We start from the raw sequence: 17267 nt of genomic DNA, 5'->3' as shown, positions 1-17267 counted from the left end.
CGGCGCTGCCGTGCGGGCCGGGGCGCTGCTGCGGCTGGCGGAGAACGTGGTGCTGCTGCCCGGCGCGCTCGACGACGCGGTGAGGGTGCTGGCCGGGCTGCCGCAGCCGTTCACGCTCAGCGCCGCCCGGCAGGCGTTGGACACCACCCGGCGGGTCGCCGTGCCGCTGTTGGAGCTGCTGGACCGGCGCGGCGCCACCCGCCGGCTGCCCGACGACGTCCGCGAGGTGGTCGGCCGGCCGTCGTGACCTGCGCCGGGCCCGGTGGGGTGGGCTGGTGCCGCGGGCTGGCCGGAAGCCGCACCGGGACGGGCGCCGGGTCGCCTACCGTGACGCCATGGACCCATCGGCGGTCTGGCGGGACAAGAACCACCGCTGGCGGATCGAGGCGTACCGGGCGCCGGACCTGCGGTTCGCGATTTTCGCCACCAACGGCACCACCGAGTCGGCCCCGCTGTGGCTGTTCGGCATGTCGGCGTTGGCCCGCTGGCTGATGACCCACGCCATCTCCCTGGACGACCTGGAAAACGACTGACCCGGCCTCCCCGGCGGCGCCACTGCGGTTGAGTAGGGGCCAGGTGAGGGGGTGGCATGCTCGGGCAGCTCGCGCTGGTGGCCGTCCTGGTGCTGATCAACGCCGCCCTGTCCGGCAGCGAGATGGCGCTGGTGACGCTGCGGGAGGCGCAGCTGCGCCAGCTGGGCCGCTCCGGTCGGGCCGGGGCGCGGCTGGCCCGGCTGGCCCGGGAGCCGAACCGTTACCTGGCCACCATTCAGCTCGGCATCACCCTCGCCGGGTTCCTCGCCTCGGCGGCCGCCGCCGTCTCGCTGGCGCAGCCGCTGATCGGCCCGCTCGGTTTCCTCGGCGCGGCGGCCCGGCCGGTGGCCGTGGTGCTGGTGACCGTGGTGCTGACCTTCGTCACCCTGGTCGTCGGGGAGCTGGCCCCGAAACGGCTGGCGATGCAGTGGGCGGAGCGGTGGGCGTTGCTGAGCGCGCCCCCGCTGGACGTGCTGGCCCGGCTGTCCCGGCCGGCGGTCTGGCTGCTCAGCCGCGCCACCGACCTGCTGGTCCGGCTCGCCGGTGGGGACCCGCGGGCCCGGCGGCAGGAGGTGACCGAGGAGGAGCTGCGGGAGATGCTGGTCAGCCAGCGGGGGCTGTCGGCGCAGCAGCGGGAGATCCTGTCCGGGGCGTTCGACATCGCCGGCCGTACCCTGCGGGAGATCCTGGTCCCCCGACGGGACGTGACGGTGCTGCCCGCCTCAGTGTCGGCGGCGGAGGCGATGCGCCGGATGGCCGCCACCGGGCGCTCGCGCGCCCCGGTCGTGGGGCCGGGCGGGCTGGACGACGTCCGGGGCATGGTGCACATCCGCGACCTGGTCGACGGCCACGGCGACACCGCCGGCCAGCGGGCCCGCCGGCCGCTGCTGCTGCCCGGCACGCTGCCGGTCGCCGACGCCATGCGCCAGCTGCGGCAACGCCACGAACAGCTCGCCCTGGTGGTCGACGAGTACGGCGGCATCGACGGCCTGATCACCATGGAGGACCTGCTGGAGGAGGTGGTCGGCGAGCTGTACGACGAGACTGACCGGGACGTCTCCGGGGTGCTGCGGGAGGCGGACGGGGCGCTGCTGCTCCCCGGTGACTTCCCGCTGCACGACCTGGCCGACGTGGGGGTGCGGCTGGCCTTCCCGCTGCCGCGCGACTACACCACCGTCGCCGGGCTGGTCCTGGCCGGGCTGGGCCGGCTGCCCGACGGGCCGGGGGAGTCGGTGCGGCTGCCCGGGCTCACCGTCGAGGTGGTCGAGGTGGCCGACCGGGCGGTACGGCGGGTCGGCTGCGCGGCCCGGCCGTCGGCGGCCGGGCGGAGTGACCCGGACGGGTTACCGGCCGCGAAAACCGCCGTGCCGGGGCGGAACCCGTCGTACGGTGCGGAACGTGAAGGACCGAGGAATGCGGACGTTCCTGGCGGTGCTCGCCGGACTGGCGGTGATCTACTTCGGCGCCACCGGGCGCAGCGCCGAGGAGGGCGGCGGGATCTCCGGCGGGGTGGTGCTGCTCGCCCTGGCCGCCGCGCTGCTGGTCTGGAACCTGACCAAGCCGGGGGACAAGCCGGTCAAGTGACGTCAACGCGCCGCCGCGGTCCGGTTGACCTCGCCCGCGGACTCCTCGCCCAGGGCCACCCGGACCAGCGCCGAGGCGAGCCGGCCGAAGTCCGCCTCGCCGACCAGGCCGGCCAGCCCGCGCGGGTTCGCCGGCAGCCCGAGCCGCTTCGCCCCGGTCAGGGTCCGCCGGTCGGCGTACGGGCGCACGTCCGGCCAGACCTCCTGCGCCTCCCGCAGGAAGATGTCCGCGCCGGTCGGACCGATGCCGGGGAACTCGGTGAGCAGCCGGCGCAGCGCGGTCGGTTGCCCGTCGGCCTCCCGGTGCAGCCGGCGCAGGTCACCGTGCCAGCGGTCCAGGCAGAGCCGGGCGCCGGTGCCGAGCATCGTGGCGGTCCGCTCGTCGTCAGCGGCGGTAGTGCCCGCGCCCCAGCGCGTCGACCCGCTCCTGCCAGCTCGCCGCCTCCATCGCCTGCGGGGTGCGCCAGCCGGCGGCGAAGAGTTCCCGCGCGGCGGCGAGCGCCACCCCCGCCCGGATCCGGGTGCTCAGCAGGGTGGCCAGCACCAGCAGCTGGTACAGCGGCCCCGGCCGGTCGGTCAGCCGGATGCCGGCCTCCTCGGCGTAGGTGCGTCCCTGTCGGTCCAGCAGGGCCCGGGCCACCCGTCGGTCGTCCCCCATCACCGTGCAGTACCCGCCCTGGCGCGGATCAGCCGGGCCGCCACCGGTCGAATGTGCGCCACGGCGGCGGGTAAGCCGCGGGGTGCGCGGCCCGCCGGTCGTGCACCCGTCGGAGGGAGAGACCCGTGGTGAACCCGCAGCAGATGGAGTTCCGCCGCAACGCCAAGGGCGCGACCAGTACGGACAGCCGGAAGACCGCCACGGACGCGGGCGGGCATCCGCAGCACAAGGGCACGTCCAACGCGGACGTGGGGCGGCCGGTGCCGAAGGGTCAGGTCTCGCCGTACGGCCCGGCCGGTGAGCCGATCGCCGAGGACGAGAGCGACGAGCGGGGCTAACCGCACCGCACGGAGGGCGGCCGCAGCCGGTTCAAGGTGGCTGCGGCCGCCAGTCCGTACGCCAGGTGGGGCACGACGTCGGCGAGCCAGTCGGACCGGCGCCAGGTGCGGGGGTCGCTGATCCGCAGCGCCGTTATCGAGCCGTCCGTTGTGGCCATCACCGCGCCGCCGAGCAGCGCGCTCGCCACCGCCAGTGGCATCCGGCGGGTGCCGGCGAGCGCCCCGAACACGGCGCCCGCGCCGATCCCCAGGGCGTAGCCGAGGACGCCCCGAGGCCGGAGCGGCGGTTGGCCGCCCGGTCCTCGGGGCCCAGGTCCACGTGCGCGAGCCCGGCCAGCCGTCCGATGGTCTCCTCCGGAATGCTGCTCTCCGGTCGGGCCCGCACCACCACGTCCAGGTAGCTGACCACGTTCAACGCGGCGCTGCCGACCGCACCGGCGATCGCCCCGTCGACCACACCCGACGCCCTCACTTCGGATCGCCGGGTTCGCGCTCACCCTTCGGGCCGAACGTCCGTTCCCCCCGGACCACGCCCCGTTGGCCGCGATCCTCCTGCAGGATCCGGTTGGCGACCTGGTTCGCCTCCTGGTCCGCCGCCCGCCCCGACTGCTCGATCAGGTCGCGCAGGCGCGCGCGTTCCTTGTCGTACGCGTTGCTTCCCGGCCGTGGTCCTGGCATCGCCGCCTCCTCGGTCGCTGTCACCGCGTGCCGTACCCGGGCCGTCTACCCGTCTGCCGGCGGGTCAACCGCTCAGTCCGGGGTACGCACCACGGCCACCGGACAGGCGCTGTGGTGCAGCACCCCGTGGCTCACCGAGCCGAGCAGCAGCCCGGCCAGCTCGCCGCGTCCCCGGCCGCCGACCACCACCAGCAGCGCCCGGCGGGACGCGGCGGTGAGCGCGGCGACCGGCCGGTCCCGCACCACCTCGCGGGTGATCGGCAGGTCGGGGTACCGCTCGCCGATGCCGGCGAGGGCCTCGACGAGCACCCGGTCCTCCTCGGCGCGCAGTTCGGACTCGTCGTAGACCAGCGGCTGCATGTCACCGGGGCCGCCGGAGGCCGGGTGGCGGTAGGCGTGCACGGCGTGCAGCGCGGCGCCCCGGATGTCGGCCTGCTCGGCGGCGAACTGCACGGCCTCCCGCGCGGCCGGGGAGCCGTCCACCCCCACCACCACCGGGCCGCCGCCGTGTTCCTCGCCGCGCACCACCAGCACCGGGCACTGCGCGTACGTGGCGACCTGCACCGCCACCGAGCCGAGGACCAGCGCGCCGAAGCCGCCCAGCCCGCGGTCACCGAGCACGACCAGTACGGCGGTCGGCGTCTCGCCGAGCAGCACCGCCGACGCCTGGCCGTCGATGATCTCGCCGGTCACCCGGATCCCCGGTGCGGTGGCCTCCGCCTCGGCGACCGCCCGCGCGACGAGTTCCTCCGCCTGGTGGCGCAGTCCGCCGCCGGGCGGGCGTCGGCGAGCGGGTCCACGGGCACCCGCAGCAGCGGCCAGATGAACCCGTGCACCACCCGCAGCGGCCGGTGCCGGCGGGTCGCCTCCGCCGCGGCGAGCCGGACGGCGCGCAGCGCCGGCTCCGAGCCGTCCACGCCCACCACCACCGCCGCGCCGTTCGCCGAGTTCACCGCCGCGCACCTCCTGCCCGCGGCCAGTATCGCGGCCCGGCGACTGTCGCCGGGGCGATACCGGGAGGGCGGCCGCCTCGCTACGCTGTCGCCCACCCGTCGGAAGGGAGCGCCGTCGATGGCCGAGCCGGAGCAGCCGAGCACCGCCCGCATGATCGACTTCTGGTTGGGCGGTGAGCACCACTTCCCGGTGGACGTGGCCGCGGCCCGTGCCTTCGAGGAGGCGTACGGGCCGTGCGCCGCGATCTTCCGGGACCTGCGGGACTTCCTCGGCCGGGCGGTCGGGGCGGTCGCCGAGGCCGGGGTCGACGGCTTCCTCGTCTTCGGGGCCGGCCTGCCCACCCAGGGCAACGTGCACGAGGTGGCCACCTCCGCCACCGTGCTCTACACCGACGTCGACCCGGTCACCATCCGGCTCGGGCAGCGCATCCTGGCCGGCAGCGACCGCGCCGGCTACGGCTACGGCGACGCCACCGACATCGGCACCGTCGACCCGGCCCAGCTGCACCGCTTCGTGCCCGGCTGGGGGAGGAGACCGGTCGGCGTGGTCTTCCTCGGCCTGGCCGCCTTCCTGGACGACGAGACGCTGGCTCGGACCCTCGACGAGCTCTACGACGCGGTGGCCCCGGGCAGCTTCCTGGCGTTCGACTTCGACAGCGAGGAGCTGGCCGGGTACCCGCAGGCGCTGGCGATGATGGGGCCGCAGTTCCGGATGCGGAGCCCGGCGTCGTTCGCCCCGCTGCTCGGGCGGTGGGTGCCGACGCCGGAGGGCATCGTGCCGGTCGCCCGGTGGCGGCCCCGGGGCGAGCCGGCTGCGGTGCCCGACGCGTTCCACGGCGGGCTGGCCGGCAAGCCCACCGACTGACCCGGCCGGTGCGGCGTCCGGCCGCGCGTCCGTATGATGCTTGCCCTACAGCAAGAATATCTGGAGGACGAACATGCCGGACGTGCCCGCAGCGGTGTCCCGCGCGCTGCGCGCAGCCCCGCCGGACCAGCTGGTGGAGGCCGCGGAGCGGGTCGTCCGGTCACGCCTGGCCGCCTCGCGCGCCGACGTGTTCCTGGCCGACTACCGGATCACCGGACTCTGGCCGGTGCTCGACCCCGACCTGCCGGACGCCGGCTTCCTGTCCTGCCAGGGGGTCGCCCAGCGCTGCTTCAGCAGCCAGCAGCCGGTGCTCGACGCCCGGGACGACGGGCACTGCCGGGTCTGGGTGCCGCTGACGGCCTGGGGAGAGCGGCTCGGGGTGCTGCTGGTCGAGCTGACCGGGCCGGCGGACGCGCAGACGGTGGCGTCGATCGGCGAGGTCGCCGACGAGCTGGCCACCGCGCTGCGCGCCGCCGACCGGGAGACCGACCGGTACCGCCGGGCCCGCCGCCGGGAACGGCTCAGCATGGCCGCCGAGATGCAGTGGGACCTGCTGCCCGGACGCAGCGTGCGGCACCACGCGTTCCTGCTGGCCGGTCAGTTGGAGCCGGCGTACGGCGTGGGTGGGGACCACTTCGACTGGTCCGTCGACGGGGACCGGCTCACCGTCACCGTGCTCAACGGGACCGGCACGGGCATGTCCGCCGCCCTGCTGACCACGTTGACCGTCAACGCGATGCGCAACGCCCGGCGCTCCGGCGGCGGGCTGGTGGAGCAGGCCGAGCTGGCCTCGGACACCATCCACTACCAGCACCGCGGCCGGCGGCACGTGGCGACGTTGCTGCTCACCGTCGACACCGTCACCGGTCGGGTCCGCGCGGTGGACGCGGGTTCCCCGCACCTGCTGCGCGTCCGCGGCGCCACGGTGACGCCGATCGAGCTGGAGCGGCAGCTGCCACTGGGCATGTTCGCCGAGACGCGCTACGACGTGCAGGAGTTCGACCTGGAGCCGGGAGACCGGCTGTTCGTGGTCAGCGACGGCGTCTACGACGCGCAGCCGGGCGGCCAGGAGGCGTACGGGGAGCGGGCGATGGCGCGATCGATGCGCTCCACACGGTTGCAGCCGGCGACCGAGGCGGTTGGTACCGTGATGCGCGAACTGTTCGCCTACCACGCCGAAGCGGACCTGCGCGACGACGCCGTCGTCGTCTGTCTGGACTGGGTCGGGGTCAGCGGTCAGGGCGAGCGGTAGCAGGCCGGCAGCCGGATACGAGCGGAACAATCGCAGGGGGCACCGGGTGGAGCAACCTCCGAACCTCGCCGCGGCGATCGACGCTGCCGCCGAGGCGCTGATCGGTGTGCTCGACTCCGCCACCTCGCGGCACCACGTCACCGTCCCGCCGACGCAGCTGCGGGTGCTCGCCCTGATCAGCGCGCGGCCGGACACCAACGTCAACCGGCTGGCGGAGCTGCTCGACGTCGTACCCTCCTCGGCCAGCCGGCTCTGCGACCGGCTGGAGGCCACCGGGCTGCTGCGCCGGGTGGCGGACCCGCGCGACCGGCGGGAGGTCCGGCTGGTCCCCACCGCCGCGGCCCAGACCCTGCTGCGCGAGCTGAAGGAGCGGCGCCACCAGGCCGTGCAGGCGATCCTCGACCGGATGCCGGCGCGGGCGCAGAACGACCTGCTGCTGTCGTTGCTGGCCTTCGCGCAGGCCGTGGAGGCCGGTGCGGCGGCGCAGCCGGACACCACCGCCGCGCGCACCGCCTGACCTCTCCGCACCGGGCACGGAGTCAGCCGCACATCACTAGTGTCCTAGGATGCCTTACGCGTGGTGACGCACCACACACCGAACAGCAAGAAACGACGAGAGCGCGGGCCCCGAGGACTGATACGTGAGCCCGATATAGTGGCAACTCGCCGGCCCGCGATCACCACGTCCGGGACGGCATCAGGGGAGGCCCCAGCCCGGGGCCGCCGAGGCGCCGGCGCTGCCGGCCCGTCAGCGCGCACGTCCCGCCGAGGCGCCCAGGAGGCGTCCGGTCCGTGCTGCGGAGGAGGTTCGGTGTCGCGTCGGCCGGCTCGGGCAGAGCACCCGCAGGGCACGGACGGCACCGTGGTCGGCGACCGGGTGTTGACCCTGCCGAACCTGATCAGCTTCGTCCGGCTGCTCGGCGTCCCGCTGTTCCTCTACCTGTTCCTGGTGGTGGAGGCCGACGTGGCGGCGATCGTGGTGCTGGCCGTCGGCGGCACCACCGACTGGGTCGACGGGTGGATCGCCCGGCGGCTGCGCCAGGTCAGCCGCCTCGGCGAGCTGCTCGACCCGTTCGCCGACCGGCTCTACATCCTCGCGACGCTGCTCGCCTTCACCGCCCGCGAGGTGGTGCCGTGGCAGTTCACGGCCGCGCTGCTGGCCCGGGAGCTGCTGCTGCTCGGTTCGCTGGCGGTGTTGCGCCGGCACGGGTACGGCCCGCCGCCGGTGCACTACGTCGGTAAGACGGCCACCTTCCTGCTGCTGGCCGCCTTCCCGATCCTGCTGGTGGGCACCGCGTCGGAGTCGGTGGCCACCGCCGCCGGGGCGATCGGCTGGGGTCTGGCCTGGTGGGGCCTGGTGCTCTACTGGGTGGCCGGCGCCATGTACGTGGTGCAGGCGGCCCGGCTGGTCCGGTCCGTGCGGGCCCGCTCCGGGGGAGCGGCGGCATGAGCGCGCCGCCGGACTCCGGTGGGCGCACCACCCGGGCGTTCACCCCCGACTTCCTCACCGAACTGTTCCGCAATCCGCTGGATCCGGGCTACGCCGACGCGGCCGCCCGCGCCGGGAGTCGCCACCCCCGGCGGGGTGGCGAGGTGCCTCCACGCGCGCGGTGAGCGTCGTGGTGATCGCGGTGGTCGGTTTCCTGTTCGCGGTGGCCTACCGGGAGACGATGGCGGATGAGCCGAGCCGCAGCCAGGCCCGCGCCGGCCTGATCGCGCAGATCAAGCAGCGGGAGAGCGAGACCGACGAGATGACCGCCCGCGCGGACCGGCTGCGCGAGGAGGTGGGTCGGCAGCGCGACGCCGCGCTGAGCGGTTCGCAGGCGGCCCGGTTGCGCAACCTGGAGGCGGGGACCGGTCTGGGCCGGGTACAGGGCGACGGGGTGGTGGTCCGGCTGGCCGACGCGGAGCCGAAGGACGACGACGCGGTCTCCGGTGACTCGGACGCGGGTCCGCCCCGGGTGATCTACACCGACCTGCAGAAGGTGGCCAACGACCTGTGGGCCTCCGGGGCGGAGGCGGTGGCGATCAACGGTCAGCGGTTGACGGCGACGTCGACGATCCGGTCGGCGGGTGCGGCGATCCTGGTGGATTTCCGCCCGGTGACGAGCCCCTACGAGGTGACGGCGATCGGGCCGAGGTCGATGCGCGACAAGTTCGACGACAGTCGGGCGGCGTATCTGATGCGGCGGGTGGCGAAGGAGACCGGCCTGTCTTTCCAGGTCCGGGACGCGGACGACCTCACCCTGCCGGCCGCGCCGGAGCCGCGGCTACGCTACGCGCAGCCTTCGGTCAGTCCGAGCCCGTCGCCGTCGGGTTCGGGCGGCCGTTCGTCGAGTCCCGGGCCGTCCGGTTCGGGTACGTCCCCCCGCCCCTCCGGAGGTGTCCGATGATCGCGGTGCTGGCGCTGCTCGCCGGTGTGGTTCTCGGGATCTACCTGGACCCGACCGTGCCCGCCGCGTTGCAGCCGTATCTGCCGATCGCGGTGGTGGCGGCGCTGGACGCGGTGTTCGGTGGGGTGCGGGCGAAGCTGGACCGGATCTTCGACGACAAGCAGTTCGTGGTGTCGTTCATCTCGAACGTGCTGGTGGCGGGTCTGATCGTGTACCTGGGTGACCAGCTGGGGGTGGGCGGTCAGCTCTCCACCGGTGTGGTGGTCGTGCTCGGGGTGCGGATCTTCGGCAACGTGGCGGCGATCCGTCGTCACCTGTTCCGGGCGTAGGTTTGTGGCGATGAGCGACGAGCAGCGGGACACCGGGACGGGATGGCCGCAGCCGGCGGAGCCGCGCCGGCCGGCGGGGCCGGCGGGTGAGCCGGATCCCCGGCCGGACGCCCCGGATCCGGACGAGTTGAGTCCGTTGGTGCCGCCGGCGCAGGAGCCGGCGCGGCAGGATCCGCCGGCGTCGCCGCCGGCGGAGGAGGCGGAGACGCAGCGCATCGAGGCCGAACCGGCGCCCGCCGAGGTGGACCCGGAACGGCCCGAACGGCCCGAGACCGACCCGGAGCGCGTCGACGCGGAGCCGGTGGCCCCGGTGCCGGCGGGCGCCGGTGGACCTCCGCGGGCGTGATGATCGCGGTGTTGCTGGCGTTGCTCGGGTTCACTCTGGTGGTCCAGTTCAAGACGACGTCGACGGACCCGACGCTGGCGGCGACCCGGCAGGAGGACCTGGTCCGGATCTTCTCGGATCTCGATTCCCGGGAGAAGCGGCTCCAGCAGGACATCGAGGCGCTGGAGGAGAGCCAGCGGCAGTTGCGTTCGGGTGAGCAGGGTCGGCAGGCGGCGTTGGACGAGGCGCGGCGGCGGGCGGACGAGCTGGGGATCCTGGCGGGGACGTTGCCGGCGCGGGGTCCGGGGCTGAGTGTGGAGTTCCGGCCGGGTGCGGGCAAGCCGATCCGGGCGGACCGGATTCTGGACGCGGTGCAGGAGTTGCGGGGCGCGGGCGCGGAGGCGATGCAGATCTCCGGCAGCGGCGGCGGGTCGCCGGTGCGGATCATCGCGTCGACGTACTTCCTGGAGGGGGCGGGCGGCTCGTTGGTGGTGGACGGGCGGTCGTTGTCGGGTCCGTTCACGATCACGGTGATCGGTGATCCGAAGACGATGGAGACGGCGCTGAAGATTCCGGGCGGGGTGGCCGCATCGGTCGCGGGTGACGGCGGTACCGTGAACGTTGATGAGCGTGGGGTTGCCGAGGTTTCGGCGCTGCACGCGCCGATGAAGCTGGAACACGCCCGTCCGGTCTCCTGACCGGCGCGGCCGCGTCGGATCACCTCCGGCGCACCGATGGATGAAGGACGCGTCTGGTGATTCCTGAGGATCTGCGTTACACCGCCGAGCACGAGTGGGTGGTCGGCGCCGACGGCGGCACGCTCCGCGTCGGCATCACCCACTTCGCGCAGGACGCGTTGGGTGACATCGTGTTCGTCCAGTTGCCCGACGAGGGTGTGGTGGTGGCGGCCGGTGAGCCGTTGGGTGAGATCGAGTCGACCAAGAGCGTGTCGGAGATCTACGCCCCGGTGAGCGGGACGGTGGCGGCGCGGAACGAGGCGCTGGGCGACACGCCCGAGGTGATCAACACGGACCCGTACGGTGCGGGTTGGCTGTTGGAGATCACGCCGGATGATCCGTCGGCGCTGGACGGCTTGCTGACCGCCGGTGCGTACCGCGAGCTGACCGAGAGCTGAGTGTTGCCCCGGCCGGGCGCGGGGGTGTTGTCCGCGCGTCCGGTTGCCCTGCATTTCGGCGCTGGCTAGGCTCGCCCAGTCGACCGAGAACCCCAATAGTTGAGCGTTGTGTAATTGCCTTCCCGGGCACGGGGAGCCAGCCGCCGGGTGTGCGACTGCCCGGCGGCCAGACCCGCCATTACCCCGACGCTGACCGAACAGATCCGTGAGGTGGTCCCATGACGCGCCCAGGCGACGAGTTCCCCCCGCTCGACGTCACTTCGACGCTCAATCTCGGTTCGTTGGACGAAGTGCTGGAGGGTCCGGACACCGATGTGGTGCCGAGCCGGATGTCCGGCTCGTTGCCGCCGGGAATGGCGCTGCTGGTGGTTCGTCGTGGCCCGAATGCGGGTGCCCGGTTCCTGCTGGACCACGACGTGACCACGAGTGGCCGGCACCCGGACAGTGACATCTTCCTCGACGACGTGACGGTGTCGCGGCGGCACGCGGAGTTCCACCGTGACGGTGGCACGTTCACGGTGCGGGATGTGGGCAGCCTCAACGGCACGTACGTGAACCGGGAGCGGGTCGAGGCGGCCACGTTGAGCAATGGTGACGAGGTGCAGATCGGTAAGTTCCGGGTGGTCTTCATCGCTGGTCCGCGCCCGGAGGAGGAGGCCGGCCGGGGGTGAACGAGCCTGCGGCTTCCTCGCCGCCCGGTGCGGCCCGTGCGCATCCGCTGATGAGCATCGGCGAGGTGCTGGGGCAGTTGCGGGCGGAGTTCCCGGACGTCACCATCTCGAAGTTGCGGTTCCTCGAGGCCGAGGGTCTGGTGGAGCCGCAGCGGACGGCGGCGGGTTACCGGAAGTACAGCTGGGACGATGTGGCCCGGCTGCGGTTCGTGTTGACCGCGCAGCGGGATCAGTATCTGCCGTTGCGGGTGATCCGTGATCAGTTGGCCGAGTGGGACGCCGGTGCTGACGGCCCGGGTCGGCAGCGGCCGACGTTGGTGGCGGTGGGTCCGGGTGGTGAGGTGCCGGGCCGTGCGGTGGAGGAGCCCGAGTCGTCGCAGGTGCGGCTCGGGCGGGCGGATCTGGTGGCGCACAGCGGGGTCGACGAGTCGACGTTGGCCGAGTTGGAGCGCCTCGGTGTGCTGGTGTCGGATCCGCCGGGCTGGTACGACGCGGACGCGTTGATCATCGCGCGGGCGGTGGCGGGTCTGGCGGCGTACGGGTTGGAGCCGCGGCACCTGCGGGCGTACCGGTCGGCGGCGGATCGTGAGGTCGGTCTGTTCGCTCAGTTGGTGGCGCCGTTGGCGCGGCAGAGTGATCCGGCGGCGCGGGCGCGGGCGGCGGAGACGGCGCGGGAGTTGATGGCGTTGTCGCAGCAGTTGCATGCGGCGTTGGTGCGGGTGGGGTTGCGCTCGACGTTGGGTCGGTGAGCCGGTCGTCGAGGTGTCGTGCGGAAAGATCTGCCCCGGGAAGCGTGTCGTAGGCTTGCCGGGGTAACCCTTTTCTGGCCCGGGGCGTGGTGCTGGTGCGCATGGGACGACCGTGTCGCGGTCCGTGTACCGTGCAGGGAAGGGCGCGGTGCGGGCGTAGGTGACAACGACACGGAGGCGGCGGTGCGCGAGCTGAGCGTGGTCGGAGTTCGGGTGGAGCTGCCCAGCAACCAGCCGATCGTCCTGCTCAGGGAGGTCGAGGGGGACCGCTACCTGCCGATCTGGATCGGTGCGGTGGAGGCGACGGCGATCGCTTACGAGCAGCAGGGGGTCAAGCCGGCCCGGCCGTTGACGCATGATCTGTTGCGGGACGTGCTGGCGGCGTTGAAGGCGCCGTTGCGGGCGGTGGAGATCACCGAGTTGAAGGAGAACGTCTTCTACGCCGATCTGCTGATCGGGGACGGCGTGCGGGTGTCGGCCCGGCCGAGCGATTCGATCGCGTTGGCGTTGCGGGTGGGTGCTCCGATTCGTTGTGCCGAGCAGGTCCTCAGCGAGGCGGGGATCGTGATTCCCGACGAGCAGGAGGACGAGGTGGAGAAGTTCCGCGAGTTCCTGGACCAGGTGCGTCCGGAGGATTTCGCCGGCTGAGGGTCGAGCCCCGGTCATCTTCTGTCGAGGCGTCACTGTGAGTGACGTTCTGGGTGTGTGTGGTGTGCGTCGCGTCGCTGCGCGGCGTGTCGCGACCGTTCCTCCGCGGTAACCCCTGCGCGCGGCGCTAGGGTTGCCGTGTCGAGGGGTGCACGTCCCGGAAACGACGTGTCACCGCACTGACGGGGAGGTTGTCGGGATGCACGAGCCGCGGGATCCTGAGCCAGGTGTGGAGCGGGGCGAGCCGGGTGTGGTGTCGTCGCCGGTGGGCACGGACGGTGACGGTTCGGTTGGTTACCGGGGTGTGACGGCCTGCCACGCGGTGGGGATCAGCTACCGGCAGTTGGACTACTGGGCGCGCACGGCGCTGGTGGTGCCGAGTGTGCGGGACGCGTCGGGTTCGGGGACGCAGCGGTTGTACTCGTTCCGCGACCTGGTGGTGTTGAAGGTCGTCAAGCGGTTGCTGGACGCCGGGGTGTCCCTGCAGAACATCCGCAAGGCGATCGAGGCGCTGCGGTCCCGCGGCGTGGAGGACCTGGCGGGGATCACGCTGATCTCGGACGGCACGACGGTGTACGAGTGCCGGTCGCCGGAGGAGGTGGTCGACCTGTTGCAGGGCGGCCAGGGCGTGTTCGGCATCGCGATCGGTGGCGCGTTCAAGGAGATCCAGGGGTCGTTGTCGCACCTGCCGGCGGAGCCGGCGACGCCCGGTGGCGGGGAGCCCGCGGAGCCGGCGTCGGATGTGGTGGGCGACGAGTTGGCGGCGCGCCGGGCGCGTCGTCGGGCCGGCTGAATCTGCTTTCTTGAGGTGGCGTCGCGGCCGGGGACGGCGCGCGGCGCTCGCCGCTGCGCGCCTGCGACACGGTGCATCGATTTTGATCGTCCGGTGTCGGCGGGCCGGTTTCGTTGGCCGGTAAGGCCGGGCGGTGGCGACTGTCCGATGTGCACGCTGGTGCGTGGAGTCGTGTTGTTGACAGTTGTGGTGTTCCCAGGAATCCTGTCCAGGGCGATCACCAAGGGCACCGGTTCGTCACTGTGAGTGATGGCCGGTGGGGTGGTGCCGAGCTGATGTGTGGGGGGCGGCGCGAGAGTCGCGTCGTGGCCTGCCAGAGGACGGGGAAACGAACCGAAGTGCACACTGACCACCATGTCGGCCTGCGTTCCGTACGGGCCGGCAGTGCTGTCGCCGACCATGCCGCACCCTCCTGTCCGGTCACCGGATCGCCGGCGCACCGGGCGCCGGTGGGCGCCGGTGCCGCCGTGGAGCGCGCGGAGGACATCGCTGCGGAGGCGGCGGAGTTCCTGGAGCTGTACCACGGTGAGCGGCAGCTGCCGGGGCTGGCGGCGCGGTTGGCGGAGGTCCGCGAGGAGATCGCGTTGACCGGGTCGTACCGGCACACCCGCGACGAGTTGGTGTACGGGGCGAAGGTGGCGTGGCGGCAGTCGGTGCGCTGTGTGGGCCGGATCCGGTGGGCGGGGTTGAAGGTCCGCGACCGGCGGCACGTGACGTCGGTGGCGGGCATCGCGCAGGAGTTGGCGGCGCACCTGGCGGCGGGGGACAACGGCGGCCGGGTCCAGTCGGTGGTCACGGTGTTCGCACCGGACCGGCCGGGGGTGGGGCCGCGGGCGCGGATCTGGAACGACCAGTTGATTCGCTACTGCGGACACCGGCGCGACGACGGTTCGGTGCTGGGCGACCCGGCGCAGGTGGGGATGACGGAGGCGGCGCGGCGGTTGGGTTGGCGGCCGCCGCCGGTGCCGGGCCGGTTCGACCTGCTGCCGTGGGTGATCGAGACGGCGCAGGAGCAGCCGACGGTGGTGGGTGTGCCCCGGGAGCTGGTGCGGGAGGTCGCGCTGTCGCATCCGGAGCATCCGTGGTTCGCGGATCTGATGCTGCGGTGGCACGCCCTGCCGGTGATCAGCAACATGCGGCTGCGCATCGGTGGGGTGGACTACAGCTGCGCCCCGTTCAACGGCCACTACCTGGGTGACGAGATCGGCACCCGCAACATGGCCGACCGGGACCGGTACGACCAGTTGCGGGTGGTGGCGGCCGGGTTGGGGTTGGACACCAGCCGGGAGGACACCCTGTGGCGGGAGCACTCGGTGCTGGTGATCAACCAGGCGGTGCTGCACTCGTTCAAGCTGGCGGGGGTGCGGGTGTCGGACCCGCACACCGAGTCGGAGCTGTTCATGAAGTTCTGTGCGCAGGAGGAGCGGGCGGGGCGGCCGGTGCACGGTGACTGGTCGTGGCTCAACGGCAGTGTCGGGTGGGCGGCGCTGCACGCGGTGCACCACCGCTACTACGACACGGCGGTGCCGAACCCGAACATCTGGCCGACGGACCGGGTGTATGACCCCAGTGGCGTGGTGAAGACGACGCTTCGGGAGCGTCACGACACGGCCCGCGCGCAGGAGGGCTGACGGACATGGACAACGTGGCGCTGCGCCAGAGTTGGACGCAGTTCTCGGCCGCCGGTGTGGAAGCGGCGAAGTACTTCTACGCGACGCTGTTCGTGGTGGCGCCGGAGGCGCGGTCGATGTTCCCCACGAACATGCAGTACCAGGAGGACAAGCTCCTCAAGGCGCTGGGCCACATCATCACCAACCTGGACGACCCGACGGTGTTGACGGCGTTCGCGCAGCGGTTGGGCGCGGACCACCGGCGGTTCCACGGCCAGGACCAGCGGGGCAACCCGGTGGCGCTGGGGGAGCGGCACTACATCTGGGTGGGTCAGGCGCTGCTGGCGACGTTGGAGCGGTTCCTCGGGCCGTACTGGACGCCGGCCTTGCAGGCGGAGTGGGCGGCGGCGTACGAGCTGGTGGCGAAGCTGATGCTCGCCGGCGCGGCGGAGGCGGAGCGGTCGTCCCCGCCGTACTGGGAGGCGGAGGTGCTGGGCGCGGAGCGGCGCCGCTCGGACATCGCGGTGTTCACGGTCCGTCCGAACTACCTGTGCCACTACCTGCCGGGGCAGTCGCTGCCGGTGCAGGTGCCGCAGTTGCGGACCTGGCGGTACCTGTCGCCGGCGAACGCGCCGCGGGCGGACGGGACGATCGAGTTCCACGTGCGGGCCGCCGGGCGGTTCTCCACCCACCTGGTGCGCAAGCTGCGCACGGGGGACCGGCTGCTGCTGGGGCATCCCACGGGTACGGCGTTGTCGTCGTACGACCGTTCGCCGCACCTGCCGTTGCTGCTGATCGCGGGGGGCACCGGTCTGGCGCCGCTGCGGGCGGTGGTGGAGGCGTTGCAGCAGGGCAAGGGGCGGCGCACGACGCTGGTGGTGGGGGGTCGCACCCCGGACGACCTGTACGACGACAAGGCGTTGGCGCAGTTGGCGTCGATGCCCCCGGCGGCGGCGTGGCAGAACGGCGGCTCGACCTGGTTGCGGTACGTGCCGACGGTGGAGATCGGGTGGGGGTGGCAGGGGGCGATCGGCAAGGCCGCCGACACGGCGGTGCGGTTGGGGCCGTGGGCCGACACGGAGGTGCTGGTCTGCGGGAGCCCGGAGATGACCCGGGACACGATCACGATTCTGGCCCGCTCGGGTGTCCAGCCCCAGCAGATCCTGACCGAGAGTTACGATCACTCCCTCTACCCGCCCCTCGCCGAGGCCGACGACGCCGCCCCGCGCGACTTCAGCTGGACAGGTGCCCGATGAGCATCGACCACTCCGACCGCCTCGCCCTGCCTGGCATGCCCGACCAGGGTGAGCTGGCCCGCCAGTTGTCCATGTTGGAGGCGCGGCGGTTCCGGGGCAGTCACTGGTTGTCGGCCGACGAGGTCGCCGTGGTGATCCGTACGGCGGACGACCGGATCGCGTTGCTGGTCAACGAGTTGGAGCGGCAGCGCCGGGAGAACCACGGGCTGCTCAGCCAGGTGGAGATGCTGCGGCACGGCACGTTGCCGAGCAACGCCCCGCAGGGACCGGATCCGATGGCGGTGGAGCTGGCGATGCGGGCGCAGGACGAGGCGAACCGCACGATCGGTGAGGCCAGCGCCGAGGGGGCGGAGATCATCGCCGACGCGCGCCGGCAGGCCGACGAGATCCTCGCCGAGGCGCACCGGCGCGCCGGTGACCTGAGCACGTCGGGGCCGGTGGGGCCGGTCGGGCCGGCGGGTGTGCCGTCGCCGGAGGTGCAGCGCCGGTTGCAGGAGC

18 protein-coding genes and 6 pseudogenes are annotated in these 17267 nt (G+C 73.1%); 20 read left to right on the top strand and 4 right to left on the bottom strand.

Going from position 1 to position 17267, the window contains the following annotated elements:
• From JNW89_RS08770 to JNW89_RS08755, 4 genes and pseudogenes are all read left to right on the top strand, one after another.
• Positions 1-247: SelB C-terminal domain-containing protein (locus JNW89_RS08770; protein WP_238448480.1), on the top strand; the 247-nt coding region annotated here is incomplete at its 5' end.
• 88 nt (positions 248-335) lie between these two features.
• Positions 336-533, top strand: coding sequence for a hypothetical protein (locus tag JNW89_RS08765; protein WP_088962125.1), 198 nt, complete (start codon positions 336-338; stop codon positions 531-533).
• Positions 534-589: 56 nt separating this feature from the next.
• A pseudogene (locus tag JNW89_RS08760) lies at positions 590-1828 on the top strand (hemolysin family protein); the annotation flags it as partial.
• 103 nt (positions 1829-1931) lie between these two features.
• Positions 1932-2117: a hypothetical protein gene (locus JNW89_RS08755; RefSeq protein ID WP_088964647.1), complete on the top strand. Its 186-nt coding sequence runs from the start codon at positions 1932-1934 to the stop codon at positions 2115-2117.
• Between the two features lie 2 nt (positions 2118-2119).
• Here the strand turns inward: JNW89_RS08755 and JNW89_RS08750 are convergent.
• A pseudogene (locus JNW89_RS08750) lies at positions 2120-2774 on the bottom strand (hypothetical protein).
• A gap of 125 nt (positions 2775-2899) precedes the next feature.
• On the opposite strand from JNW89_RS08750, the gene JNW89_RS08745 reads away from it, so the two are divergent.
• On the top strand, positions 2900-3112 hold the full coding sequence (locus JNW89_RS08745; protein WP_238448479.1) for a hypothetical protein: 213 nt from the start codon (positions 2900-2902) through the stop codon (positions 3110-3112).
• Here JNW89_RS08745 and JNW89_RS08740 read toward each other — a convergent pair.
• The 3 genes and pseudogenes from JNW89_RS08740 to JNW89_RS08730 all read right to left on the bottom strand — a co-directional run bounded on the left by JNW89_RS08740 (position 3109) and on the right by JNW89_RS08730 (position 4743).
• Positions 3109-3584, bottom strand: a pseudogene (locus tag JNW89_RS08740) (hypothetical protein). The gene JNW89_RS08745 and the pseudogene JNW89_RS08740 overlap by 4 nt on opposite strands.
• Positions 3581-3790 (bottom strand): phosphatidylethanolamine-binding protein, encoded by a 210-nt coding sequence (locus JNW89_RS08735; protein ID WP_154936875.1) that lies wholly within the window; start codon positions 3788-3790, stop codon positions 3581-3583. Before JNW89_RS08735 ends, JNW89_RS08740 begins: the two are co-directional and overlap by 4 nt.
• A 72-nt stretch (positions 3791-3862) precedes the next feature.
• A pseudogene (locus JNW89_RS08730) lies at positions 3863-4743 on the bottom strand (universal stress protein).
• Positions 4744-4861: 118 nt separating this feature from the next.
• Between JNW89_RS08730 and JNW89_RS08725 the strand changes: the two are divergent.
• From JNW89_RS08725 to JNW89_RS08655, 15 genes and pseudogenes are all read left to right on the top strand, one after another.
• The gene (locus JNW89_RS08725) at positions 4862-5608 is read left to right on the top strand and encodes an SAM-dependent methyltransferase (RefSeq protein ID WP_238448478.1); all 747 of its coding nucleotides are present in this window, start codon (positions 4862-4864) and stop codon (positions 5606-5608) included.
• Between the two features lie 73 nt (positions 5609-5681).
• Positions 5682-6860: a PP2C family protein-serine/threonine phosphatase gene (locus JNW89_RS08720; protein ID WP_238448477.1), complete on the top strand. Its 1179-nt coding sequence runs from the start codon at positions 5682-5684 to the stop codon at positions 6858-6860.
• A 46-nt stretch (positions 6861-6906) separates the two neighbouring features.
• Positions 6907-7377, top strand: a complete 471-nt coding sequence (locus JNW89_RS08715) for a MarR family transcriptional regulator (RefSeq protein WP_238448476.1) — start codon at positions 6907-6909, stop codon at positions 7375-7377.
• Between the two features lie 294 nt (positions 7378-7671).
• The gene (locus tag JNW89_RS08710) at positions 7672-8310 is read left to right on the top strand and encodes a CDP-alcohol phosphatidyltransferase family protein (RefSeq protein ID WP_238448475.1); all 639 of its coding nucleotides are present in this window, start codon (positions 7672-7674) and stop codon (positions 8308-8310) included.
• Positions 8307-9253: pseudogene (locus JNW89_RS08705) on the top strand (DUF881 domain-containing protein). The gene JNW89_RS08710 and the pseudogene JNW89_RS08705 overlap by 4 nt, the downstream one beginning before the upstream one ends.
• On the top strand, positions 9250-9582 hold the full coding sequence (locus tag JNW89_RS08700; RefSeq protein WP_067311500.1) for a small basic family protein: 333 nt from the start codon (positions 9250-9252) through the stop codon (positions 9580-9582). Before JNW89_RS08705 ends, JNW89_RS08700 begins: the two are co-directional and overlap by 4 nt.
• A 10-nt stretch (positions 9583-9592) precedes the next feature.
• Positions 9593-10605 (top strand): annotated as a pseudogene (locus JNW89_RS08695) (DUF881 domain-containing protein).
• A 56-nt stretch (positions 10606-10661) separates the two neighbouring features.
• A complete protein-coding gene (gcvH, locus tag JNW89_RS08690) occupies positions 10662-11042 on the top strand; it encodes a glycine cleavage system protein GcvH (RefSeq protein WP_238448474.1) in 381 nt (126 codons plus the stop codon).
• A gap of 218 nt (positions 11043-11260) precedes the next feature.
• Entirely contained in the window at positions 11261-11713 is a 453-nt protein-coding gene (locus JNW89_RS08685) for an FHA domain-containing protein (RefSeq protein WP_088962138.1), read from the top strand.
• 50 nt (positions 11714-11763) lie between these two features.
• The gene (locus JNW89_RS08680) at positions 11764-12462 is read left to right on the top strand and encodes a MerR family transcriptional regulator (RefSeq protein WP_211364331.1); all 699 of its coding nucleotides are present in this window, start codon (positions 11764-11766) and stop codon (positions 12460-12462) included.
• A gap of 183 nt (positions 12463-12645) precedes the next feature.
• Positions 12646-13110 carry a bifunctional nuclease family protein gene (locus JNW89_RS08675; RefSeq protein WP_200214433.1) on the top strand — a complete coding sequence of 155 codons (465 nt, stop codon included), beginning with the start codon at positions 12646-12648 and terminating at the stop codon, positions 13108-13110.
• A 199-nt stretch (positions 13111-13309) separates the two neighbouring features.
• Positions 13310-13903: a MerR family transcriptional regulator gene (locus JNW89_RS08670; protein WP_211364332.1), complete on the top strand. Its 594-nt coding sequence runs from the start codon at positions 13310-13312 to the stop codon at positions 13901-13903.
• Positions 13904-14352: 449 nt separating this feature from the next.
• Positions 14353-15534, top strand: a complete 1182-nt coding sequence (locus JNW89_RS08665; RefSeq protein WP_238448473.1) for a nitric oxide synthase oxygenase — start codon at positions 14353-14355, stop codon at positions 15532-15534.
• Positions 15535-15539: 5 nt separating this feature from the next.
• Entirely contained in the window at positions 15540-16769 is a 1230-nt protein-coding gene (locus JNW89_RS08660) for a globin domain-containing protein (RefSeq protein ID WP_238448472.1), read from the top strand.
• Positions 16766-17267, top strand: a 502-nt coding sequence (locus tag JNW89_RS08655; RefSeq protein ID WP_375155063.1) for a DivIVA domain-containing protein, incomplete at its 3' end; no start/stop codon positions are given. The genes JNW89_RS08660 and JNW89_RS08655, both read left to right, overlap by 4 nt.

It is taken from the genome of Micromonospora sp. 4G55, assembly GCF_016803375.1.
The sequence above is the reverse complement of the archived record's forward strand: the minus strand, read 5'-3'. Positions and strand labels throughout refer to the sequence as shown.